This window comes from Exiguobacterium sp. s124, from assembly GCF_018617485.1.
Lineage (GTDB): Bacteria > Bacillota > Bacilli > Exiguobacteriales > Exiguobacteriaceae > Exiguobacterium > Exiguobacterium aestuarii.
In genome coordinates, this window is the sequence record NZ_JACSKH010000002.1 from 280,606 (window position 1) to 302,414 (window position 21,809).

The 21,809-nt window shown below is 47.6% G+C and carries 26 protein-coding genes; 18 read left to right on the top strand and 8 right to left on the bottom strand.

What is annotated here, in order from left to right:
• The first annotated feature begins 16 nt into the window (after nt 1-16).
• From KNO85_RS12000 to KNO85_RS12010, 3 genes are all read left to right on the top strand, one after another.
• Nucleotides 17-817 (top strand): hypothetical protein, encoded by an 801-nt coding sequence (locus KNO85_RS12000; protein ID WP_214790383.1) that lies wholly within the window; start codon nt 17-19, stop codon nt 815-817.
• A 91-nt stretch (nt 818-908) separates the two neighbouring features.
• Nucleotides 909-3,032, top strand: a complete 2,124-nt coding sequence (locus KNO85_RS12005) for an MMPL family transporter (protein ID WP_214790384.1) — start codon at nt 909-911, stop codon at nt 3,030-3,032.
• Between the two features lie 248 nt (nt 3,033-3,280).
• Nucleotides 3,281-3,913: a YitT family protein gene (locus KNO85_RS12010; RefSeq protein WP_214790386.1), complete on the top strand. Its 633-nt coding sequence runs from the start codon at nt 3,281-3,283 to the stop codon at nt 3,911-3,913.
• Nucleotides 3,914-3,924: 11 nt separating this feature from the next.
• On the opposite strand, the gene KNO85_RS12015 is transcribed toward KNO85_RS12010, so the two are convergent.
• Nucleotides 3,925-4,281, bottom strand: a complete 357-nt coding sequence (locus tag KNO85_RS12015) for a hypothetical protein (protein WP_214790388.1) — start codon at nt 4,279-4,281, stop codon at nt 3,925-3,927.
• Between the two features lie 239 nt (nt 4,282-4,520).
• On the opposite strand from KNO85_RS12015, the gene KNO85_RS12020 reads away from it, so the two are divergent.
• Together KNO85_RS12020 and KNO85_RS12025 are read left to right on the top strand one after the other, a co-directional pair.
• Nucleotides 4,521-4,706 carry a hypothetical protein gene (locus tag KNO85_RS12020; RefSeq protein WP_214790390.1) on the top strand — a complete coding sequence of 62 codons (186 nt, stop codon included), beginning with the start codon at nt 4,521-4,523 and terminating at the stop codon, nt 4,704-4,706.
• A gap of 109 nt (nt 4,707-4,815) precedes the next feature.
• Nucleotides 4,816-5,538: a YwiC-like family protein gene (locus tag KNO85_RS12025; RefSeq protein WP_214790392.1), complete on the top strand. Its 723-nt coding sequence runs from the start codon at nt 4,816-4,818 to the stop codon at nt 5,536-5,538.
• Here the strand turns inward: KNO85_RS12025 and KNO85_RS12030 are convergent.
• The 3 genes from KNO85_RS12030 to KNO85_RS12040 all read right to left on the bottom strand — a co-directional run bounded on the left by KNO85_RS12030 (nt 5,535) and on the right by KNO85_RS12040 (nt 7,338).
• Nucleotides 5,535-6,482, bottom strand: coding sequence for a DUF4003 family protein (locus KNO85_RS12030; RefSeq protein ID WP_214790393.1), 948 nt, complete (start codon nt 6,480-6,482; stop codon nt 5,535-5,537). The genes KNO85_RS12025 and KNO85_RS12030 overlap by 4 nt on opposite strands.
• 90 nt (nt 6,483-6,572) lie before the next feature.
• On the bottom strand, nt 6,573-7,004 hold the full coding sequence (locus KNO85_RS12035; protein ID WP_015880528.1) for a type III secretion system chaperone family protein: 432 nt from the start codon (nt 7,002-7,004) through the stop codon (nt 6,573-6,575).
• A gap of 67 nt (nt 7,005-7,071) precedes the next feature.
• Complete coding sequence (locus tag KNO85_RS12040; protein WP_214695974.1) at nt 7,072-7,338, bottom strand: metal-sensitive transcriptional regulator; 267 nt, start codon at nt 7,336-7,338, stop codon at nt 7,072-7,074.
• A 277-nt stretch (nt 7,339-7,615) separates the two neighbouring features.
• Here KNO85_RS12040 and KNO85_RS12045 point away from each other — a divergent pair, with 277 nt between their 5' ends.
• From KNO85_RS12045 to KNO85_RS12065, 5 genes are all read left to right on the top strand, one after another.
• Complete coding sequence (locus KNO85_RS12045; protein WP_214790395.1) at nt 7,616-7,921, top strand: rhodanese-like domain-containing protein; 306 nt, start codon at nt 7,616-7,618, stop codon at nt 7,919-7,921.
• A complete protein-coding gene (locus tag KNO85_RS12050) occupies nt 7,918-10,383 on the top strand; it encodes a CoA-disulfide reductase (protein ID WP_214790397.1) in 2,466 nt (821 codons plus the stop codon). The genes KNO85_RS12045 and KNO85_RS12050 overlap by 4 nt, the downstream gene beginning before the upstream one ends.
• A gap of 202 nt (nt 10,384-10,585) precedes the next feature.
• A complete protein-coding gene (locus tag KNO85_RS12055; RefSeq protein ID WP_214790399.1) occupies nt 10,586-12,031 on the top strand; it encodes an alanine/glycine:cation symporter family protein in 1,446 nt (481 codons plus the stop codon).
• Nucleotides 12,032-12,116: 85 nt separating this feature from the next.
• A complete protein-coding gene (locus KNO85_RS12060) occupies nt 12,117-12,572 on the top strand; it encodes a hypothetical protein (RefSeq protein WP_214790401.1) in 456 nt (151 codons plus the stop codon).
• Nucleotides 12,573-12,623: 51 nt separating this feature from the next.
• A complete protein-coding gene (locus KNO85_RS12065; RefSeq protein ID WP_214790403.1) occupies nt 12,624-13,070 on the top strand; it encodes a hypothetical protein in 447 nt (148 codons plus the stop codon).
• A 39-nt stretch (nt 13,071-13,109) separates the two neighbouring features.
• Here the strand turns inward: KNO85_RS12065 and KNO85_RS12070 are convergent, their stop codons facing one another.
• Nucleotides 13,110-14,114, bottom strand: a complete 1,005-nt coding sequence (locus tag KNO85_RS12070) for a metal ABC transporter substrate-binding protein (protein WP_214790405.1) — start codon at nt 14,112-14,114, stop codon at nt 13,110-13,112.
• A 173-nt stretch (nt 14,115-14,287) separates the two neighbouring features.
• Here KNO85_RS12070 and KNO85_RS12075 point away from each other — a divergent pair, with 173 nt between their 5' ends.
• The 3 genes from KNO85_RS12075 (at nt 14,288) to KNO85_RS12085 (ending at nt 16,373) form a co-directional block, all read left to right on the top strand.
• On the top strand, nt 14,288-15,223 hold the full coding sequence (locus KNO85_RS12075; protein WP_214790407.1) for an alpha/beta hydrolase: 936 nt from the start codon (nt 14,288-14,290) through the stop codon (nt 15,221-15,223).
• A gap of 63 nt (nt 15,224-15,286) precedes the next feature.
• Entirely contained in the window at nt 15,287-15,886 is a 600-nt protein-coding gene (locus KNO85_RS12080) for a histidine phosphatase family protein (protein WP_214790409.1), read from the top strand.
• 10 nt (nt 15,887-15,896) lie between these two features.
• The gene (locus KNO85_RS12085; RefSeq protein WP_214790411.1) at nt 15,897-16,373 is read left to right on the top strand and encodes a DUF456 domain-containing protein; all 477 of its coding nucleotides are present in this window, start codon (nt 15,897-15,899) and stop codon (nt 16,371-16,373) included.
• Between the two features lie 75 nt (nt 16,374-16,448).
• Here KNO85_RS12085 and KNO85_RS12090 read toward each other — a convergent pair whose 3' ends face one another.
• A complete protein-coding gene (locus KNO85_RS12090) occupies nt 16,449-16,922 on the bottom strand; it encodes a YwpF-like family protein (RefSeq protein ID WP_214790413.1) in 474 nt (157 codons plus the stop codon).
• Nucleotides 16,923-17,036: 114 nt separating this feature from the next.
• On the opposite strand from KNO85_RS12090, the gene KNO85_RS12095 reads away from it, so the two are divergent.
• Entirely contained in the window at nt 17,037-17,339 is a 303-nt protein-coding gene (locus KNO85_RS12095) for a 7TM diverse intracellular signaling domain-containing protein (RefSeq protein WP_031424443.1), read from the top strand.
• A 36-nt stretch (nt 17,340-17,375) separates the two neighbouring features.
• Here KNO85_RS12095 and KNO85_RS12100 read toward each other — a convergent pair whose 3' ends face one another.
• Complete coding sequence (locus KNO85_RS12100) at nt 17,376-18,821, bottom strand: nicotinate phosphoribosyltransferase (protein WP_214790415.1); 1,446 nt, start codon at nt 18,819-18,821, stop codon at nt 17,376-17,378.
• Nucleotides 18,822-18,843: 22 nt separating this feature from the next.
• On the bottom strand, nt 18,844-19,377 hold the full coding sequence (locus KNO85_RS12105; protein WP_214790417.1) for a cysteine hydrolase family protein: 534 nt from the start codon (nt 19,375-19,377) through the stop codon (nt 18,844-18,846).
• Nucleotides 19,378-19,515: 138 nt separating this feature from the next.
• Between KNO85_RS12105 and KNO85_RS12110 the strand changes: the two genes are divergently transcribed.
• From KNO85_RS12110 to argC, 4 genes are all read left to right on the top strand, one after another.
• On the top strand, nt 19,516-19,791 hold the full coding sequence (locus KNO85_RS12110; RefSeq protein ID WP_015880543.1) for a 4a-hydroxytetrahydrobiopterin dehydratase: 276 nt from the start codon (nt 19,516-19,518) through the stop codon (nt 19,789-19,791).
• Nucleotides 19,784-20,266 (top strand): type III secretion system chaperone, encoded by a 483-nt coding sequence (locus KNO85_RS12115; protein WP_251130691.1) that lies wholly within the window; start codon nt 19,784-19,786, stop codon nt 20,264-20,266. Before KNO85_RS12110 ends, KNO85_RS12115 begins: the two co-directional genes overlap by 8 nt.
• Before the next feature lie 33 nt (nt 20,267-20,299).
• The gene (locus KNO85_RS12120) at nt 20,300-20,617 is read left to right on the top strand and encodes a hypothetical protein (protein WP_214790419.1); all 318 of its coding nucleotides are present in this window, start codon (nt 20,300-20,302) and stop codon (nt 20,615-20,617) included.
• Between the two features lie 161 nt (nt 20,618-20,778).
• A complete protein-coding gene (gene argC, locus KNO85_RS12125; RefSeq protein WP_214790421.1) occupies nt 20,779-21,804 on the top strand; it encodes an N-acetyl-gamma-glutamyl-phosphate reductase in 1,026 nt (341 codons plus the stop codon).
• Nucleotides 21,805-21,809: the final 5 nt, after the last annotated feature.

Consider the following 21,809-nt stretch of genomic DNA (forward strand, 5'->3'; position numbering starts at 1 on the left):
AATAGGAAGTGATCAAATGTACAAACAAACAGCAGACTTTCAATTTCATCAAACGATCGAATGGCTAGAACGTGTCGGTGAAGGTTGGATGTTGTACTTGGCGCAAACCGGATTTTTGTTCTTTGACGAGTCGTCCCAAATTCGCTGGGAAATTGACTGGGCTTGGACACCGTGCGCCCTATATGTGGAACCGAATGCCACGCGTGCCGTGGCATGGTTCCGAGAAAAAGGACTTTACGGAGTGATTGATTTACAAAAAGGACAGATGGAGACGCATGCGATTCCACAACGTTTTAATGGTGACTGGTTTAGTAATTTGCACTATTGGCAAGGCGATGACATCTTCTTATATTCAGCCGAATCGGATGTCGTGGCGTTGAACCTCCATGATCATACGTTTCGATATAGTCGTTATGAAGAAGTCCCGGTTTTTGGGGACATCATCGAGCTGGCGTATCAGGGGACGTATGACTTTGAACGATTCACACCTGACACATGTGTGACGGTATATGATGAAAACACGCATCACTTTTTAGTTGAAAATGTGAAAACGAATGAAAATTGGCGTATCCCATATCAAGGAGACCGCGAAACGGTCATTCTCGATCAAGTCGGGGAAACAACGGCGATCACCTCGACTGAATCATTCCAATTGTTTCATCGAGAGCAAGAACTGTTTTGTTCATCGGTGTGCGCGGACAACCAATTACTGAAGGTCATGCTGTTAGATGACCGAGGGGATCGACTCGTCGTCTTATCCGCACCACCGCGATTTTGTCATAGTTGGCTGCAAGTTTTTGAACGACAAGAATCCTGAACCAGAAACAGGTTCAGGAATTTTTTGTGAAGTGATGATGAATGGAGAAAGAAACGGGAAGTAGATGGTTAGACAGGGAGGAGTGACGAGGATGGAATGGTTAGGTAGACAGTTGGTTCGCTTTCGATATGGAGTACTACTCGTTTGGGCGATTTTACTCGCGGGGTCGGTCTATTTTGGGCTTCAGCTCCCGGGTGAGTTGAGAGGAAACGGCTTCGCCATTCAAGACGGACGGTTTCAACAAGTAGAAGATACGTTGAATGAACGGTTTGATCGTGCTGGCGCCTCGATGATCGTACTATTCGAAGGCGGAGATTTGGATACGGTCATGGACGAACAGCAAGAACAATTGGAGACGATTCGGTCGGTTGATGGCGTGATTACTCCATCCGAGAATCCAGATGCCCGTTCAGGAGACGTCGCCTATTTCGTGCTTGAGTTTGAAGACTATGAAGCGGCCGAATCTTCGATTGCTGCGGTCCGTGATGCGCTTATCACAGACACGGATACAGAAGTGCGCTTGACTGGGGAACCGGTATTTGCGGACGACCTGAATGAGGCATCGAAAAATGACTTGATTCGGGCGGAGTTGATTGGGATTCCAGTCGCACTGGTCGTATTATTACTCGTTTTCGGAACGCCGCTCGCGGCACTCATGCCGTTGCTCGTCGGACTGATCACGTTCATCGTAGCGGCGGGGTCTCTATTCTTTTTTGCGCAAAACATGGAATTATCCATATTCGTCTTGAACGCCGTGGCGATGATTGCCATTGCGCTCGGGATTGATTTCTCATTGCTACTCGTCAACCGCTATCGTGAAGAGTTGACGCGAGGACAATCGAGAGAAGAGGCGATCGTTCGAACTGTTGCAACGGCCGGACGTTCGATTCTCTTTTCAGGACTATGTGTATTCGTCGGGTTGGCCGGTCTACTCTTTATCCAGGTCGATGTCTTCCAGGCGGTCGCACTCGGTGCGCTTATTGCCGTCGCAGGGGCGGTTTTGTCGGCACTGACCCTCCTGCCGTCATCTCTATACTTAGTTGGGGATGCATTGAATAAAGGACGAATCATCAAGTCTGATGAGACAAAATCAGAAAGACGTTGGCAAAAACTCGCGCGTTTCGTGATGAGACGTCCTGTGACGATGACGCTCATTGCGTTATTGTTACTTCTGCCAAGTCTCTGGTTCGTTCGCGACTTGGAGTTAAATATTCCAGATGCCGACGCGCTCCCGACTTCCTATGAATCACGGGCGGCACTTGAACGCTTTGACGAAGTGTTTGGAGAAAATTCAACCGATGCCGTCATTCTGTTTGAAGCGAATGATCTGACGGATCCGATGATTTTAGAAGAACTGACAATGCTCACGGACGACTTGAACGAAGTGGACATTGTCGATAACGTCTCAACCTTTTTGACGACATCCGGTTTGACACCGGAAGCTTTCACACAACTCGTCGAGGCGGCACCAGAACAACTCGCTCCGCTTGAACGACTTGTGACCCTTGACGGGAACTCAGATTTGGCACTCGTCAACGTGAGCTTCGATGTGCCACCGAGTGACAAGGAAGCGCAAGCGTTCGTGCGTGATTGGCGAGATCAAGGATTTGAGGTCGGTGGACCTGCTGCTTTTAACGAAGAGATTTATGATGAGATTTACGACAGCATCCCATATGCGGTGATTACGGTCATTTTGGCCACATTCTTCATCCTCATGTGGGCGTTCCGCTCCATCTTGATTCCGATTAAAGCCATTCTCATGAACGTGCTCGGCCTCGGAGCGACGTTCGGCTTACTCGTCATCATCTTCGAATCCGGTTATGTATATGACGCGGAAACAATCAGTATATTGACACCGGTCTTTATCTTCTCGCTCGTCTTCGGATTGTCGATGGACTATGAGGTATTCCTCGTTTCACGAATCGAGGAATATTACCGCGAGACAGGTGACAACGACTATGCGACAGAGATGGGACTGGCCAAAACGAGTAAAATCATCACCTCGGCCGCGATCATTATGATTGTCGTGACGGGTGCGTTCGCCTTCACGGGTGTCAGTCCGATCAAACAGCTCGGTGTCGGGATTGCCCTCGCCATTTTCATCGATGCGACGATTATCCGGATCCTGCTCGTTCCGTCACTCATGAAGCTGTTCGGGGATTGGAACTGGTGGTGGTTCGGCAAAAAGAATTTACCGAAACGTAACATGCACTAAAGGTAAAATTCATGAACTGAATCAAAATGTGTGGTAAACTACGTACAAGATTACGCGCAATTTGAGAAAGGAAGGTCTTTATGGATACCGAGAGGACGTGGCCTCTGTTCCAACTTCCGGACTTCTAGCGTTGAATGATCACCATGACGTGTATCAATCAACAAACGGAAGATCGGAGATGGAACAGATGGAACCGCAGCTACGACTGAGGATCCTCCTCTCCGTCAAGAACGGGGAGGACAATCGGAATGAAACGAGTTGCTACCATAGTGCTCGGAACGCTGATCATGGCGTTCGGTTATTATTATTTGAATGAACAGTTTGGTTTGGCGGAAGGTGGATTCGTCGGGTTATCGCTACTCGGTCGCTATTTATTTGATATCGACCCGGCGATCTCGATGATCGTGCTCGACATCCCATTTTTTATCATCGCATTGTGGTGGAAAGGATGGCGTTTTGTCGGACAAGCAGTATTAGCCGCTTCGTCCCTTTCGCTCAGTTATGCGATGTGGGACCGTCTCGATTTGCTCACGTTTGAGATTCAAGTATGGCCAGCGACGTTATTCGCTGCCATCGCGAGTGGGATTGTGACCGGGTATGGTCTCGGTCTCGTCTTGAAGTCAGGCGGAGCGACCGGAGGCGACGATTTATTCGCTCTCGGATTGTCGAAGTGGACAGGTGTGTCGGTCGGTACGATTTTAATTATTTTTGATGTGATCGTCCTTGGGATTTCACTCATTTATTTACCATTATCGAACGCGTTGTATACGCTGATCGCGGTATCAATCGCCGGACGAGTCGTCACCAAGATGCTCGTCGTCGACGAACCGAAAGCGACACCTGTCGTACCAAATTGGACACCAAAAAACGATCTCGCGTGAGGTCGTTTTTTTTAGTTCATCGAAGCGGCGACGTCAAACAAGTCCTGCATCGAGAGTTCATGTCCTTTGTAGTCGATTGCATATTCAACACCATCTCGTTGCCAGCTGAGAATGGTGAGTGCCTCGGTTTGATTAAAATATACAGGAGAATCTTGAATGGTTTGAGAGTATGTTTCCCACTGTTCTGTATGGTGCCATCCTAGCTCCGTAGTTGCCCATATGGTCATAGATTCCTCTTCGTTTTCATAGACGAGTTCGACTTTCCCTAGGCTGACAAGATGTGCGTATTCAGTCTCTGCAACAAAAGGAAGGTGTGTGGGGCCGTGAACCTCGAATGGAACGAACGCTGTCGTTGCTGGAATTGGCAAAGGAATTTCGCTTCGGCCGATGAAAAACAGAACGAAACTCATACCGAGGATACACTTGAAGATAAACCGACTTTTTCGATTTTTTGGTAGGAAAGACATGATCAAATCTCACCTCACTGAACATTTTAAACACTTTCATTTAGTATAGATGAGATATTTGGTTAAAACATACAATAAATAACTTTTCATTTGCTGAAGGTGGTATCATGAAGGATGACTAGAAATGAGAGGTGCATCTTATGAAGAATCGAAAGATCGTAAATTTTAGTATCCTCGTGTTGCTCATGGCAGTGATGGTAATCAATAATCTCGAAGGAATGCACACGTTCAAGACAGTAGTGAACAGTCTGGCGATTTTGACGTTGTCTGTCATTGGTATTGTATACGCGATACAATACACGCAAAACAAAAAGAGAGTCATGTGAGGAAATAGGTGGCCGAGGCCACCTATTTTTCTTTTTCGTTATTTGTGCTAAACCTCACAGCGCATGCTATCACCATCCATTACACTAGTGGATGAAGGAGTGATAGGTGATGAAATGGATGATTCCAACACAACATGGCGCATGGTCGATGCTCATTTTGCCGTTCGTTCTTGGAGGAACGGTCGGAGGATGGACGTGGACACATGTGCCTTTTGCCATCGCATGGCTATTTGTTTATATGGGGACGTTCTTCTTGTTCCAATACATCAAACAACGTAAGAAATCGCGTGAGCTATTACGCACAGTGGTGATTTATTTGACGATTGCGATCTTAGCCATCATCCCAGTCTTATGGGTACAATGGCATCTTATCGGGTTCGGGTTCGCGATGATTCCATTCGGTCTCGTGAACGCCTATTTTGCCAACATCAAAGATGAGCGTAACGTGTGGAACGATGTGAGTGCCGTCACGTCATTCTGTATCGGAGGAATGGCGAGTTATTACCACGGGGCACACATCTTTGATGAAACGATTATATGGGTATTCGTTTTGCCATATCTTTATTTCCTCGGAAGCATCTTTTTCGTCAAGACGATGATTCGGGAAAAGAAGAGCATCGTGTATCGGAACCTTTCGTGGGGATATCACATATTACTGATTAGCGTATTCATTGTACTCGGATATCCTCTTCTCGCATTGGCTTATGCACCGAGCCTGATACGCGCTGTTTGGTTTTATGGCAAAAAGATCCCGATCATGAAGATTGGGATCTTGGAAATCGCGAACTCTGTATTTGTACTGACATGTCTTACAACATATCTTCTGATTTAGTTCGTAGACGACGAGGTACTGGCGATAACGGCGGCAGTTGTAGCGGCAGTCATGGCTTGTTGCATCGCCAGCAAATGGGCAAACGTCCCGTGCAACAATAAGTCATTCGCCTCTCCAGTGATGTGATCGGCAGCTACGAGTTGAAGCGCGACAAGTACGCTATGCGTATTAAACCAGCGTTGTTTCTCTTTTTCGGCATTCACAACTTCTTGAATGGCATGTATGACATCCGCATGCGGTTCCGCGACAATGCTCAGCAAGGCGAGCGCAGGCAAGTGTTCACGACGAATGGATATTTGTATTTCATCTAAATGTGATTTCCAAGCGAGCAGTCGGGACACCGCTTCTTCTGCGGAAGAGTCGCTGAACGTCAGAAGATGTGAGACGAGCTGTAGTTCGTTTGACTTCGGGAGTCGGTCTTTCAATAACGTATAATGCTGCTCGATACGCTCGTTCAAATCGATGACATCATCAAACGCTTGAACGAGAACGAGCGACGATAACAAGTCCTCCTCGCTCGTCAACCAGGGATGATGTTGTTTGAACGTTTGATATAAATCAGTCGCCTCATCGAGTCGTCGCTCAGGATCCTCTACATTAATCAGTTGATTTGCTAAAAAGGGCCGCAACGAACTGAAACGGAAGTGTTTGCGGTCGAGTAAAGTATCGAGACGGAGCGCCTCGTCGATTGCAGTTCCGATGTCCTCATACTTGGCATCAAGAAACGAGAGCCAGACGAGGTTTTGACTGCCTCGAAACTTTGAGAACATCTTCGTTTTTTGTTTCAATGTATCGCGTGCATGTGAAAAACGGGATGCCTCGAACGGGGTGTCGTGAATCGCATAATGAATGGCCATCAAGCGTCGGAAGTCATCTGTCAGTTCCCATTTCGTCGCCTCTTTAATGGCGTCTAACGCCTCTACATATCGATCATAACGTGTCATATCGAATCGCCTCCTTGGTCAACCATACGAGCTACAATAAGAAGATGTTTCAAAAAAAGCCGCCCGGAACAATTTCCGGACGGCTTTTGATTATTGTACTTGTGTGTAGAGCTTTTGCATGTACTCGTTCACTTCGTCGGCCGCTTGGAACATCATGAATGAATGTTGCAAGATGATCTCTGGCGAGAAGCCGAGGTCTAGGTCGAGTGTAGATGCGAGTGTGACATCACGATCGCTGTCGAGTACGCAACGGAAGTATTTGAACTCCTGGTTGAACTCGTTCAAGGCGTTTAGAATCGGTAAGTCTTCTACATAGTCTGGGACGTGCGTTACGGTCGCAGCGTACAACTCAGCGTCTGTCGTCTTTTTGTTAAAAGCGATAATCATAACGGGCTGAGCCCCGGATTTTGTTGTTTCACGCGTCAAAAACGTGACATGCGTTTCAGTGTCGCTCTCTTTGAACGTCATGTTGCGTTCAGCGGCGAGCGCTCTAAATGATTCTACTTTTTCTTCGAAGTTCACAAGGAAATCCCCCTTAGTAAGTCGTTACTCTAACTTTCCCCCATTTGGACGGGGAAAGCAAGGGGAACTAGCGTTTCATCAACATTTTAATGGCTTCTTCGACCGTTTCGGACGTATCTTCGCCATCTGCTTGCGCTGTGATGATGCATTGCTCTAAGTTCTTGGCCACGATAATCGTCGAGGCGCGGTCGAGTGCAGAGCGTGCGGCACTTAATTGCGTCACCACATCACGACACTCCTTGCCTTCTTCCATCATGCGGATGATGGCGCGAATTTGCCCTTCTACACGTTTCATTCGATTCAATACTTTTGGGTCGTATTGATACTGTTCCATGTCATTCACCTCTATAGTAAAAATTGTTCAGTAACCCAACTATTTATTGTGTAGGCTCATCTTAATACATGGGGGAGTATGTGTCGAGCATCAACCCCTCGAGAAGGGAAGAATAAAATATTCTCTATTTCGTCAAACTTATTTCTTGCATTTGGATACCTAAGGGGGTATATTAATGACGTGGAAGCTAAATGTTCAATAAATCACAAACTTATTGATCGCCAGCTACCAAGCCGAATGGTATAAATTGATTTGAAAAAAGAAAGGTAGATCAACGATGAAAGCATCCGCTTTAAAACGTCAAATGGACTTTGAAGTGCCTGTAAATATCGTCGACGTCCGAGAACGTGACGAGTTTCAAGAAGCACATATCGAAGGTGCGAAAAACTATCCGTTATCAGAAATCACAACGTGGATCGACACACTCGATCCAGCTGAAGAATACGTCGTTCTTTGCCGCTCTGGTGCACGCAGCACGCAAGCAACTTGGCAAATGGAGGCGAAAGGCTATAAAGTGGTCAATATAGAAGATGGCTTGATGAGTTGGCCAGGAGAAGTCGTCAGAGGAGGAAATGGACAATGAGTAAAAAAATCGTAATCGTCGGTGGAGTAGCAGGTGGTGCATCTGCAGCAGCACGTCTTCGTCGTTTAAATGAAGAAAATGAAATTGTCATGTTTGACCGTGGAGAATATATTTCATTTGCGAACTGTGGTCTTCCATACTATATCGGGGACGTCATCCAAGACCGTCAAAAACTCCTTGTTCAAACGGTTGAAGGGATGAACAAACGTTTCCAACTCGATATCCGCAATTTGACGGAAGTCGTTAAAATCAACCGTGACGAGAAAACGGTAACGGTGAAACACGTCCAAACAGGCGAAACGTATGATGAGTCATATGATGTCCTCATCCTTTCACCGGGAGCGAAACCGATTCGTCCAAACATCCCTGGAATCGACGAAGCAGAAGACATCTTCACGCTTCGCAACATTCCAGATACAGATAAAATCCGTGGCTATGTCGATGACAAAGCACCAAAACACGCGACTGTAATCGGTGGGGGCTTCATCGGGATTGAGATGGCAGAAAACCTACGTGAGCGTGGCGTTGACGTTACACTCGTCGAGATGGCAGACCAAGTCATGACGCCGCTCGACCGCGAGATGGTCGCGCCGATTCATGAACACATGCGTCTTCACGGTGTCGAGCTTCAATTGTCTGATGGTGTTTCTTCATTCTCTGAAAAAGGGAAGAAAGTTCATTTGACGAGCGGTCGTGTCATCGATACAGATATGGTCATCATGTCGATCGGGGTTACGCCGGAGTCAACGATTGCCCGTGAAGCAGGCCTTGAAACAGGTACGCGCGGTGCGATTCGTGTAAATGAAAAAATGATGACATCTGACCCGTCGATTTACGCGATTGGAGATGCGGTCGAAGTGCTCGATTACGTCTTCCAAGAACCAACCGTCGTCCCACTCGCATGGCCGGCAAACCGTCAAGGTCGTCTCGTTGCCGATATCATTAACGGCCGTGACGTGAAATATAACGGAACGATGGGAACAGGAATCGCGAAAGTGTTTGATATGACGGTCGCATCGACTGGTTGGAACGAGAAACGCTTAAAAGCAGCCGGTAAGACGTATGAAGCCGTTCACGTGCATCCAGGTTCGCACGCCGGATACTATCCAGGATCGACGCCAGTATCGCTCAAACTCTTATTCCACCCGACAACTGGTGAGATTTACGGTGCACAAGGTGTCGGTATCAACGGTGTCGACAAGCGAATCGACGTCATTGCGACAGCGATGAAGGGCGGTTTGACGGTCCTTGATCTTCCTGACCTCGAACTCAGTTACGCACCACCGTTCAGCTCGGCGAAAGATCCGGTCAACATGATTGGATACGTCGCCTCTAACGTCGTACTCGGTGATAATGAAGTCGTGCATTGGGATGAAATCGATGAGCTCGTGAAAAATGGGGCGACGCTACTTGACGTCCGTGACGAATCAGAACATGAACTTGGGAAGATTCCAGGATCAATCAACGTCCCACTCAACTCATTACGTGAAAACTTAGACAACTATGACCGTGGCGAAACGATTTATGTGACGTGCCAAGTCGGTCTTCGTGGATATCTCGCATCACGCATCTTGCGTCAAAACGGCTTCAAGGTGAAAAACTTGAGCGGTGGCTATAAAACATGGTCACAAATCAATCGTGATTTCGAGGCGCTTGAAGAAGCGAACACATCAAATGAAACAGCGGCTACCGTTGTAGAGGAGGAGCCAACACAAATGACGAACGCACCAATCGGTGAAGCGGTCATGTTAGACACATGTGGTCTACAATGCCCGGGACCAATTTTAGAAGTGAATAAAAAAGTCGCAGAACTCGGAGAAGGCGAAACACTCCGTGTACTCGCAAGTGACCCAGGGTTCTTTGCCGATATCGAAGCATGGGCGAAGAAGACAGGTAACAAACTTGTCTCGAAACAATTCGTCAATGGACGAGTCGAAGCCATCCTTCAAAAAGGACAAGGACCAGCTGCACCACAGGCAGGCGCTCCAGCAGGAGACGGCGCGTCAATGGTCGTCTTCAGTGGTGACCTCGACCGTGCGCTCGCATCTCTCATCATTGCGCAAGGCGCTGCAGCGATGGGGAAAGAAGTAACGATGTTCTTCACATTCTGGGGACTTAATGTCATCCGCAAGCCGGACGCACCTGAAGTGAAGAAACAAGGTCTTGAGAAAATGTTCGGCATGATGATGCCAGGGCATGCTGGCGAACTTCCACTCTCGAACATGAACTTCGGTGGTGTCGGCCAAAAAATGATGAAGAAAGTCATGAGTGACAAGAACGTTCCTTCTGTTGAAGAAATGATCAAGTCAGCTCAAGAGGCAGGCGTGAAGATGGTAGCCTGCACGATGTCGATGGATGTCATGGGTATCAAAGAAGAAGAGTTGATTGAAGGTGTCGACCTTGGTGGCGTTGCGGCGTATCTCGGCGCAGCAGAGGGCGGTAACTTAAACCTCTTTATCTAAATAGACTAGGTGATGGATCGGGTTGCGTTGAGCAATTCCGATCCATTTTTTGTTTGTAGGGTTGAATCGAATGAATGACCCGCCTATTCAAAAAAACGAATTAATATTGCAATTTTCGTATAATTTACCTATAATTCTAGTCATGTTAAAAAAGTTGACATGACTTTTTCTGTTGAGATTTTTAGAATGATGGAGGATTAGTATGGAGAAATTTGTAGAGAATCTTGTTTCACAGGCGAACGATTTGTTATGGTCGCAAGTGCTCATCGTTGTTCTTGTCGCATTAGGTCTTTATTTCACAGTCCGTATGGGCTTCGTTCAGTTCCGCATGATTCCTGAAATGTTCCGCCTTTTGTTCAAAGAAGGCACAGCACGTGAAAAAGGCCAAGTGTCTTCGTTCCAAGCGTTCGCAATCGGAACGGCAGCACGTGTCGGAACAGGAAACATTGCCGGTGTGGCGACAGCGATTGCGCTAGGTGGCCCAGGGGCAGTTTTTTGGATGTGGCTCATCGCCTTAATCGGAGCGGCGTCTGCATTTGTCGAGAGTACATTGGCACAAGTGTATAAAATCCGTGACGGACGCACATGGCGCGGAGGTCCGGCTTACTATATGGAGCGTGCGCTCGGTCAACGTTGGCTCGGTGTCTTGTTCGCGATTTTAATCACGTTCTCATTCGGATTCGCGTTCAACTCTGTTCAGTCGAACACGATTTCACTTTCTGTGAGTAACCAGTTCGGTATCAGCACGACAGTCGTGGGGATTGTCCTCGCAATCATTACGGCAGTTGTCGTATTCGGTGGTATTCAATCCATCGCGCTATTGTCGAGTATTATCGTTCCAGTCATGGCGGGTGGCTACATTTTACTCGCGATTTGGATTATGGTGACAAACGTATCCCTCTTACCAGACGTCTTCAGCCTCATCTTCTCAGAAGGAGTTCTTGGAATTGAGCAACTCTTCGGCGGTGCGATTGGTGCGATGGTGCTCCAGGGGATCCGTCGCGGTCTCTTCTCGAACGAAGCAGGGATGGGTTCTGCGCCGAACGCCGCTGCGACAGCGGAAGTGTCACACCCTGTCAAACAAGGGTTGATCCAATCGTTCAGTGTCTTTGTCGATACATTACTCGTATGTACGTCGACAGCGATGATCATCTTAATCTCAGGTGTAGCGGGTTCAGAATCGTTCGCTGGTGTCGAATTGACACAAGCTGCGTTGACAGCGGAAGTCGGTTCAGTAGCAACATCGTTCTTAACGATTGCGATCTTCTTATTCGCTTTCAGTTCGATTCTTGGAAACTACTACTACGGCGAGACGAACATTCAGTTCATCTCGGATAAAAAAATCTACGTTACGCTCTATCGCATCGGTGTCGTCGGGATGGTCTTGTTCGGAGCGGTCCGCTCTGCAGGTCTCGTCTGGTCGATTGCTGACGTGTTCATGGGGCTCATGGCGCTCGTCAACTTGTATGCGATCTTCCGTTTGGCGAAAGTGGCTCGAGCGGTCCTTGATGACTACTTGGCACAGCGACGCGAAGGAGAAGACCCGGTCTTCTATGTGGATTCGGTCGAAAATCTTCCTGGCCGCGAATATATCGAGGCTTGGGAGAGCGAAACAGAAGAACAGCAAACAGGAACAGGTCGTTCTTAATGAATCGAACCGTCTACGAATTTTCGTAGGCGGTTTTTTAATGTTTATAAGACGGGTAATGTCATAAAAAAGGGGGCGTTCATGTATGGAGACGACGCACTATGTACGTGTTTCCCCAGAAGTATGGGTATCGTTCGAACAAGATCCGGAGATGATTTTAGACTGGTTGATTCATATGCATGAGCAATACCGTGACCGGGACGACACGTTAACGCTCCCGAATGTCGAATCGTTTCAACGCGTACTCAGTCAAATCGAAGTGTATATCGATGGGGCTGATACGTACAATATGGAAATGGCACTCGTCGGCGAGGAGTTGATCGTGAATGAAGCGCAGGCGGTCGTGGTCGGGATTTTGACCCCGCAGTTGCTTCATATCGTCAAAGACACACTACACGCGTTCGGACGGGACGATGTGAAAGATATGGCGCTCGTACCGAGAGATGAGTTCGAGACGATTTGGGAAGACTGGACAAGATTGCAACAGTTTTGTGAGACGGCCGCGTCTCAAGAAGAGCTTGTCTTAATTTATTATGAATAAGTTGAATCCATATGATATACTGTAAAAAAATGGTATAAAGAGGATTCATTCATGGACGTGCTCGGTACACTCATCTGGATCGGCATTCTGATTAATCCGTTTCTTGCGTATCAAACGAAGAATGTATCACTCTATCGCATCACGCTCATCTCATTCACCGTATTCTTGGCGATATGGGGATATGGGGTGACGGGAAGTGTGGTCGTACCCTTCTTTGAGACAGCGTGGAATGTCCTGTTGATTGCTTACGTTGGGCTTTTATTATTGAATAGTTACTTCGTCAGCAAACGGCTCGTTCCGCAGATGACATGGTTTCGTTTTGGTCTATTCGGACTGATTGGAGTCGGTTTCAGTCAAGTGTGGTTCGGACTGAGCACGGGCAAGTGGGGATGGTCATCCTTCATGAATGGAGATGTATGGATGATGGGTGTGATCGTATCACTACTGCTCCTTCTTATCGTGACGATGAAGACGCTGGACCGTCGGATTGAGGTATAAAAAAATCCCGAAACGAATGAGTTCGTTTCGGGATTTTAATTATTTCAAAGCTGTCTCGAGTGCCTTGACGTTTTCGCGCATCAAGTCGAAATAGCTCTTGTCCATCTGTTCTTTTGTGACAGATTCTAAGTTGTAGATTGTCACGCTTTCTGCGCCGATTTCTTGTTTCACGACTTCGGCCACTTTCGGCGTGACTGTATCTTCAAAAGCGATATAGTTCAAGTCGTGGAGACGAGCCTCTTCAATGATTCGTTTCAGGGCTTGTTGTGACGGCTCTTCAGAAGGTGTGAGTCCGGCAATCGGCAATTGCTCGAAACCATATCGTTCACCCAAATAGCCATATGCTGCGTGTGTGACGAGCAACTCTGACTTCGAACCATTTTCAACTGCTGATTTTAATTCCGCGTCGAGGGCGTTCGCCTCATCTTTAAATGCACTCAACCGCTCAGCGAACTCGTCTTTATAGTCCGGTGCTTCTTCACTGAAAGCTGCTTCTACCGCTTCTGCCATCGATACAGCATTCATCGGGTCGAGCCAGACGTGTGGATCGTATTGTCCGTGGTCATGACCATCTTCTTCATGAGCATGCTCGTCTTCAGAATGTCCTTCTTCTTCGTGAGCATGTTCATCCTCGGAATGACCATCCTCTTCATGGACATGGACCGTATCAGTGGCATCGAGTAACGTCACGTCCTCAGCTGTTTTGACGAAAGCGACGTTCTGTCCTTCTAAGCTCTTCTCCATCGATTCCACGTAAGGTTCGAGGTCATGACCGATTGTCAAAAAGAGATCTGCTTCTGCAATTTGAGTCATTTGCTTCGAAGTGGGCTCGTATGTGTGCGGGTCTGCTCCGGGTGGGATGACCATTTCCACGTTGACACGGTCACCACCAATCTCCTCCGCCATTGACTTCAAGGCAAAAGTTGAAGCGTAGACGGTCAGTTGATCATCTGTCGATTCTGTTGCGTTATCTCCCTCAATGTTGCCGCAAGCTCCAAGTAAAAGCGTGCCGGCCGCGACAGCACCTAGCCAAGTCTTCTTCATCTTCCATCGTCCACCTTCCAAGTTATCTGAATATTAAATCGTAACTGTTACGTTTTGTGACTGCGAGTAATATTATAGTGTGACCTTCGGAGCACGTCAAGTCCGACTTCTGATGGATAGATTTTTGAAAAAAGCGGGAATATGATTAAAAAAAGGAACGAGGAGTGGATTGTATGAGAAAGGAGACTGCTTGGTTTGTCGGGGGTGCGGCGTTAGCCGCGGCAACGGCAGCCGGGGCTAGCGTGTGGAATCAGTACGGGTCACTTGTCAGATGGCAAGAGCCTGAATTGCCGATTCGACCGACAACACGCCGGCGCCACACGTACACGTATAAGATTGTCAATGATCGTCCGCTCCAATTTGATTTATATCTCCCACCAGGAGAGGGGCCGTTCCCAGTCGCGGTCTATGCACATGGGGGAGCATTTGTCAGAGGGAGCCGCGGCATGGTTACACTGTTCCATCCGTTACTCGATCACTTTTTGGGGAAAGGGATCGCCGTTGTCAGTATCGATTATCGCTTGTTTGAGGACGGGGTATATTTCCCTGATAATATTATCGATGTCTCGGATGCACTTAGCTATTTAAAGCAGCATGAATCATTGCTGACACTTGATACAAGTCAGTTACTCGTGTGGGGCGATTCTGCTGGAGCGGCTTTGATGCTCGCGACCGCGCTCGATCGCCATAAACAATTTGTAGGCGAACTCGGGGCTGACCTTCCAATCATCAAAGGGGTCATCGCCTTGTATCCACCGACGAACTTTTTACTGTTCAAATTTATTCAAACATGGCTGGCTCATCTGAAATTTTATGAAGGAAGCCGTGAGGAGTGGCGTGAACTGATGGTGAAATGCTCACCAGTCTCCCATCTATATGCCGATGCCCCTCCGATTCTATTGTTACATGGAAAGAAAGACCCGATTGTGCCGTTCGGCCAAGCGCTTCACTTCGTTGAACATGCGAGTGATGTCGGCGCGAACGTTCAGCTCATCTCATTTCCAAATGGGACACATTCGCTTGCGAGTTTCCTTCAATCAGACAACCCGATCAAAGAAGAACAATTGATGGCGCGCATCAACCGTTTTATTGACGAATGCTTTGTCTGAAGTTGCGATTTTTAGGGAAGATGGTACGATGGGGGATGATTGAAAGAGTAAGGAGTGGAAGTAGTGACAGAGTTATGTTTAGTCAGACACGGTCAAACCGATTGGAATCGTTTAGAAATTATTCAAGGGCGTGAAGACAATCCGTTGAATGCACTCGGACGTCAACAGGCGGAAGAGAGTGCAGCTTTTTTGGGTCAAGAACAGTGGGATCTCATCATCTCAAGTCCATTAACGCGTGCGGTCCATACAGCACAGGCAATTGCGACAGCGTGTGGAATCGAGCATGATGCAATTCAATTGGACGAGCGATTTATTGAACGCGAGTTTGGAGCAGCGTCCGGACAACCTGTGAAAGGTATTTATGAGGCGGTGCAGGCAGATGACGAGCATCGCGTGCCCGGTCTGGAGTCAGAGGATGAGATGCGCGCTCGTGTTTTAGAAGGAATGGAACATTTAGTCACTATGCATCCAGGAAAGCGCATCATTGTCGTTTGTCATTCACATGCGATTAAAGCGGCGCTCTCGGCGATTGATGATACGTATACGTTCCGTCATGCGATGCGAAACGCCTGTTCGAACTATATTATCCATCAACATGGCCGTTTTGAGGTGAAGGCGATTAATGTTGCTGACCATATCACCGATCCGGCCATCATGAAATGAGGAGAATGTCATGACGACCTTGCTATGGGTATTCATCATTGCATCATTTGTAGTCGCTTTTGCCGGACTGATTTATCCGGTGATCCCAAGCGTCCTGTTCTTGTTCATCGGGTACATGATTTACGGATTCGGTTTTTCATTTGAGCCGTTGACGTGGACATTCTGGGTATGGCAATCGGTCTTCCTCATCTTCTTGTTTGTGGTGGACTATGTTGTCACCAGAGCCACAGTGGATAAACGAGGTGGTTCAGAACGGGCGAAATGGGGTGCGACGATTGGCTTGATTGCCGGACCATTTATCTTCCCGCTCGTTGGTGTCCTCATTTTCCCATTCGTCTTCGCATTTCTAGCGGAGTTGACACTCGGAAAGTCGACGCGTGAAGCGTGGAGTATCGGTGTCGGAACAGTCCTCGCCTTTCTCGGCAGCACGCTGTTGAAAGTAATCGGGATGACGATGATGGTCATCTTGTTCTTGATCTATGTGTGAGGCGGAGTATCTTTCTCCGTCTTTTTTGTTTGAAAGGGGAATGGTTTTGGGGAAAGAAAAAACAAGGTCATTCGATTACTCGAATGACCCGGTTTTGACTAATTGATTGAAGGCGGAGCGGCTGAACGATTGCTGGATCTCCACTTTCTTCTCGAAGAAGGCTGGCTTCAAATTCGACGTGGCGACTCCTTCTTGAATAAGCGAGTCGAGCACTTGTTTTGTCGCATCTTGTTTTGGATTCAACATGAGTCCTTCGGCGACGAACGTATGATGATCGCTCAAGGCTCGTTCACTCGTGAACGTCAAGGCGAGTGCGGCAGGCGCGTTCGTCGGGGACGTGATGACAGCTTCAGCGAGAATGAGGATTCGTTTGTTTAAGTAATGGTGAAGCGTGACGGCCGATTCGGTCGGGACGAGCATCTCGAGCAACCATTCTGAATCGTGCTCTTTCGAAATGATCAACCCATCGAGTAAATCGATTGGTAAGTTCAGTTCATTGCCGTACTCGTCTTGAACGAGACGGACTTGGACGAGGCGAAACGTTTTCATAGGATCGTTCCTTTCCGCGTTTTCTTTAGACCATCTTAACATAGTCTGACGAATAGAATGTGTTAAGATAACGGGGAAGAAATAGAAAAAATAGAGAGTGAGGGAGGCATCAAGATGAGTTGGGTTGTTGGCGTAATCGGGTATGTGACGATTCTCGCGATCGTCTACTATGGTGTCCTTTTCTTCAAAGTGAAACGGGAGCGGAGTCGGGCCGGCTATCGAATCTTTCTTTTGCTTGCCGGACTATTTTTAGTCAGTGGGAGCGATTATATCATTGCACTGTTCCAAGGGGACACCGAAGCGACGTTTTGGCAACGAACCGTCTATTTTGTCTTGATATTGCTCTCTTTGTCGATGGCGCTTTACTTTCGGAGAAAAGAAGATCAAAGCCAAGCAGGCGAGATGACGATGGTATAAGCAAACGGTTGTGGGAAATACACCCACAACCGTTTTTTATTTTGGTACTCGCGTTTTGCGAATCATATCGAGTTTTAAATCCCAGAGCGGTTTACTGAATGTCACGGAGTACACTTCCGGTAAGCGAAGGCGTTTATACTCTTCCCAGAGTCCGTTCATCTGTTCGTGATGGTATGCTCGGATCTCGGTCGTGCTTGGAAGGTCGTAAACCCGTTTTCCGTCAAGGAAAATCGGTTGTAACAAGCGTTTGACGTTGAAGTTGCGCGTCTTGATTTTGAAGGCAGGATCGCGAACGTCGATCAAGTCGATTTCGGTATACGATTCGACCGGTTCGTCGGCAAGGGCGATATAGTCGCCTTTGAACTTTTTCGTTTCTTTGTCGATGATGCGGTACAACTCTTTTTTATGAGGAGTTGTCGTTTTCACTTTAGAAGAAGAGACTTTGATGACCGGTTTTAATTCCCCGGATTCATCCTCACGAGCGACGAGTTTATACACCATTCCGAGTGCCGGTTGCTCGTAAGCCGTGATTCCACGTGTCCCGACGAGGAACGTATCGGCTTCTGCCCCTTGCATGCGTAAGTCTTGAATGACGTACTCGTCCAAATCACCAGAGACGACGATTTTTACGTAGTCAAGACCTGCCTCATTCAACGCTTTGCGAGCGCGTTTTGACAGATAGGCGAGGTCACCAGAGTCGAGTCGGACAGACTTGAGGCGGTGTCCTTTTGCTTCGAGCTCTTTCGCAACCGTAATCGCGTTTGGAAGACCGGATTTCAGTGTGTCGTACGTATCGATTAGAAGACTCGTGTTATCTGGGTACATCTCGGCGAACGAACGGAATGCGCTCAATTCATCATCATGGAACTGAATGTCCGCATGTTCCATCGTTCCTCCTGTCGGCACGTCGAAATCGCGTCCTGCAGAAACGAGGCTCGTCACATCGAAACCAGCGATATAAGCAGCGCGTGTCCCGTAATAGGCGGCATCGATACCTTGTGCGCGACGAGCTCCCCCTTCAAGGAGTGTCTCGTTCGGAGCAGCCTGACGAATGCGGGCATACTTCGTGGCGATGAGTGATTCGTGGTTCGCGATGTTGAGTAGCGCTGTCTGGAACAGTTTTGCTTCAAAGATGGTCGATTCAATCCGGACGACTTGTTCGTGCGGGAAGATGACTTCTCCTTCACGGACACTATATAGTGAACCAGTGAACTTAAAGTTTCGTAACACATCTTCAAATTCATCTTCGAAACCGAGTTGCGCTTTTAAATACGTGATGTCTTCTTCTGTGAACGAAACGTTCTCCAGATAGTGGACGATGTTTTCAAGTCCGGCGAAGACGACATAGCCACCGCTGAAGGGATTCGAGCGGTAGTAAAGGTCAAAGACGACCTTTTCGTTATGACGACCTTGTTTCCAGTAGATATACATCCAACGTGGGAGGTAAAGGTCTGTGTGAAGTGCTAAATTGCGATGTAACATATGTTTTCCTTTCTGTTTTACGTCACTTTCCGACGACGGTCGCACCGAGAGTCGTGACGAAATGTTCGAGCGCCCATTCGTGACCGACCGGATTGAAGCTTTGAACGGCATCGGCGTGGACGACGATTTGATAACCGAGGTTGTAGGCATCTACGGCTGTATGGAGCACACAAATGTCCGTACAGACTCCGACGAGATGAACTTCTGTAATCCCACGTTCCCGAAGACGAAGGTCAAGGTCAGTCCCGGCAAACGCGCTATATCGTGTTTTGTCGATCCAATGGTCCGCCGTTTTAGATGCTTCTTTCACGGAGCCATACAATTCACGACCTTCCGTCCCACGAATGTTGTGAGGCGGGAATAATGTCGTCTCAGGATGGAACGTGTCTCCTGCATCATGGACATCGTTCGCGATGACGACATAATCCTCAGTCGAAAACGTTTCGATCAACTCGACAATCCGCTCTTCAATCTCTTGCCCAGGTTTCCCACAAGTCAAACGACCGGTGTCTGCGATAAAATCAAATGTATAATCAATAACAATCAATGCGCGCATAGGAGATGCTCCTCTCTCGTAATCAAAATGATGGCTATCCACCTCATTCTAAATCATTATACATCATGCGCGGAAGATTATTTTTCTGCGGTTTGGGTAGATTAAGACAGTAGACTGTAGGGAAAGGGGATTGTGACGATGGTTTTATCACAAAGTGAATTGACAGATGAACTATCACGGTTAAACGGTTGGGAAGAAGTGAACGGGGAAATTCAAAAGACGTATCGGCTCGAGACGTTCCCTGAAGCCATCCAGTTCGTCCATCTGGTGGCGGATTTGGCTGAATCGCTTGATCATCACCCGAACATCTTGATTGAATATCGAAATGTGACATTGACCGTATCGACCCATGATGAAGGGGGCATTACGGAGAAAGACATCACACTTGCGAAAGGGTGTGAGGAACTTGTCTAAACTATATATGACGTTTGCGTCAGGTAGTGTGGCGGAGCGCCTCCGGAAAGAGCCGGGTGTGATCGCTGCGAATGGTCACGAAACGATTCTACTCGCAGAAGGAGAGAAATCTCCGTTTAAAAGTGGCAAGGTGTTTGAAATCGAAGAGGCATCCGGTGAATTCGTAAAAAAAGGAAACATTTTATATGCGAACGTGCCGACGGATGAAAATGCCCGTTCTCTTCTGTTTCATCAGTTGTTGACGGAAAAGGCGCCGCTTGGTGTCGGGCATGATGGATTTTCGGCTTACCGACTAGGTGTCGACCCAGACGACAATCATGCGGTCTTGTTTATTCAATTCACGTCTGGTGGGAAACACTTCCGAGATACAGCGGACTATGCGGTACTTGAAGACCGCCTAAAACGGGCGGTCGAACAGCGAGGGGCAGGTCCTGTCATAAAACACTATGTCGTCACTGAGTCAGATAATCTATAATAAAAGATAACGTCATGTTAGGGGAGGATTTTTATGAACAAGAATTATTTCTGGTTGGGGATGGCTGCGGGTGCAGTAATCGGCGCAGCAGCATCACTTCTCCATAGCGAAACACGCGATCAACAAGTGAGACAACTGAAAGGCATGAAGTCGAAGTTGAAGTCATCGAACGCATCGACAGAAGCACACGCGGTTGGTCTTCAAGCGTCATCGAAAGGGAACTTGAAAGACCGTGTCATGGAATGGAAGTCGCTTTACGAAGAAAACCAAGATACGATTCAAAACCTCGTCGAAGACGTGAAAGACTTAGTCGACGCGCTTCAAGAGGCTCGTCATAAAAATCAAATCTAATCACACGCCTGATGCTTACGCATCGGGCTTTTTTTATGCGCATCAAACCCTTGAAACAAAAGCGATGGTGAAGATAATCTGCCTTTTATGAATAAAAATACAATTGACAGAATAAATATACATATAGTTCAATCATTTTATTCTTTAGAGGAGGTAGGAAGATGATTACGTGTGGCATCGTCGGCGTAACAGGTTATGCCGGGTTGGAGTTGTTGAAGCTGGTCGAACAACATCCGACTATCCATTTAGAAAAAGCAATCAGCGATTCGCGCGCCGGAATGACCTTATCGGAACTGTATCCGTGGTTGCAGACAGGTGCACAACAACTTGAGCCGTTTCAAGCGGATGCCCTGGTTGGAATCGATGTATTGTTTCTTGCGACACCGAGCGGCGTGTCCGCTGATTATATACGACAGTTGGAATGTTTTGACGGGGTGGTCATCGATTTGAGTGGGGACTTGCGATTACCATCCAACTTATACGAAACGTGGTACGGGAAACCGCCTGTAGCGGCTTTCATTCAAACAGAGGCCGTCTACGGCTTGACCGAGTGGAGTCGAGACAAGCTCTTGACCGCGAAATGGATTTCAAATCCCGGTTGTTACGCGACAGCCGTCTCGCTCGCCTTAGTACCGTTTGTTCAACATGACTGGATCGACCCGACGAATATCATCGTCTCTGCCTGTTCAGGAATTACGGGTGCCGGAAAGGGATTGAGTGAAAAGACGCATCACGCTAAATCGAATGAGAACGTGCAACTCTATAAAATTCATACGCATCAACACATCCCGGAAATCGAGCAAACGTTGAACACATGGAGTGGAACGAAAGCAACCGTCTCGATGTCGACACACTTACTCCCCATCAACCGAGGAATCATGGCGACGATCACGGTTCAACCGAACGATGACGTTTCAGAAGATGAGTGGGTACATCGTCTTCAGAACGTATATGGAGACGAACCATTCATCCGCGTGCAGCAAGGTGAACCTGAAATCAAGTCAGTTGTCGGTTCGAATTACTGCAATCTCTGGGTGTACAAAGAAGAACGGACGAATCGCCTGACCATTGTCTCGGTCATCGACAATATGCAAAAAGGAGCAGCCGGACAAGCGTTACAAAATGCGAACGTTCGATTCGGGTTAGAAGAAACACTCGGACTGTTGAGTCAACCACAATACATTTAGGAGGA

Coding starts and splice junctions, on each gene's coding strand:
- KNO85_RS12095 (WP_031424443.1), top strand. CDS start 17,037: ATGAGTTGGGTTGTTGGCGTAATCGGGTATGTGACGATTCTCGCGATC.
- KNO85_RS12110 (WP_015880543.1), top strand. CDS start 19,516: ATGGTTTTATCACAAAGTGAATTGACAGATGAACTATCACGGTTAAAC.
- KNO85_RS12025 (WP_214790392.1), top strand. CDS start 4,816: ATGAAATGGATGATTCCAACACAACATGGCGCATGGTCGATGCTCATT.
- KNO85_RS12065 (WP_214790403.1), top strand. CDS start 12,624: ATGGACGTGCTCGGTACACTCATCTGGATCGGCATTCTGATTAATCCG.
- KNO85_RS12090 (WP_214790413.1), bottom strand. CDS start 16,922: ATGAAAACGTTTCGCCTCGTCCAAGTCCGTCTCGTTCAAGACGAGTAC.
- KNO85_RS12030 (WP_214790393.1), bottom strand. CDS start 6,482: ATGACACGTTATGATCGATATGTAGAGGCGTTAGACGCCATTAAAGAG.
- KNO85_RS12055 (WP_214790399.1), top strand. CDS start 10,586: ATGGAGAAATTTGTAGAGAATCTTGTTTCACAGGCGAACGATTTGTTA.
- KNO85_RS12075 (WP_214790407.1), top strand. CDS start 14,288: ATGAGAAAGGAGACTGCTTGGTTTGTCGGGGGTGCGGCGTTAGCCGCG.
- KNO85_RS12010 (WP_214790386.1), top strand. CDS start 3,281: ATGAAACGAGTTGCTACCATAGTGCTCGGAACGCTGATCATGGCGTTC.
- KNO85_RS12070 (WP_214790405.1), bottom strand. CDS start 14,114: ATGAAGAAGACTTGGCTAGGTGCTGTCGCGGCCGGCACGCTTTTACTT.
- argC (WP_214790421.1), top strand. CDS start 20,779: ATGATTACGTGTGGCATCGTCGGCGTAACAGGTTATGCCGGGTTGGAG.
- KNO85_RS12045 (WP_214790395.1), top strand. CDS start 7,616: ATGAAAGCATCCGCTTTAAAACGTCAAATGGACTTTGAAGTGCCTGTA.
- KNO85_RS12085 (WP_214790411.1), top strand. CDS start 15,897: ATGACGACCTTGCTATGGGTATTCATCATTGCATCATTTGTAGTCGCT.
- KNO85_RS12000 (WP_214790383.1), top strand. CDS start 17: ATGTACAAACAAACAGCAGACTTTCAATTTCATCAAACGATCGAATGG.
- KNO85_RS12105 (WP_214790417.1), bottom strand. CDS start 19,377: ATGCGCGCATTGATTGTTATTGATTATACATTTGATTTTATCGCAGAC.
- KNO85_RS12005 (WP_214790384.1), top strand. CDS start 909: ATGGAATGGTTAGGTAGACAGTTGGTTCGCTTTCGATATGGAGTACTA.
- KNO85_RS12100 (WP_214790415.1), bottom strand. CDS start 18,821: ATGTTACATCGCAATTTAGCACTTCACACAGACCTTTACCTCCCACGT.
- KNO85_RS12020 (WP_214790390.1), top strand. CDS start 4,521: ATGAAGAATCGAAAGATCGTAAATTTTAGTATCCTCGTGTTGCTCATG.
- KNO85_RS12060 (WP_214790401.1), top strand. CDS start 12,117: ATGGAGACGACGCACTATGTACGTGTTTCCCCAGAAGTATGGGTATCG.
- KNO85_RS12040 (WP_214695974.1), bottom strand. CDS start 7,338: ATGGAACAGTATCAATACGACCCAAAAGTATTGAATCGAATGAAACGT.
- KNO85_RS12050 (WP_214790397.1), top strand. CDS start 7,918: ATGAGTAAAAAAATCGTAATCGTCGGTGGAGTAGCAGGTGGTGCATCT.
- KNO85_RS12120 (WP_214790419.1), top strand. CDS start 20,300: ATGAACAAGAATTATTTCTGGTTGGGGATGGCTGCGGGTGCAGTAATC.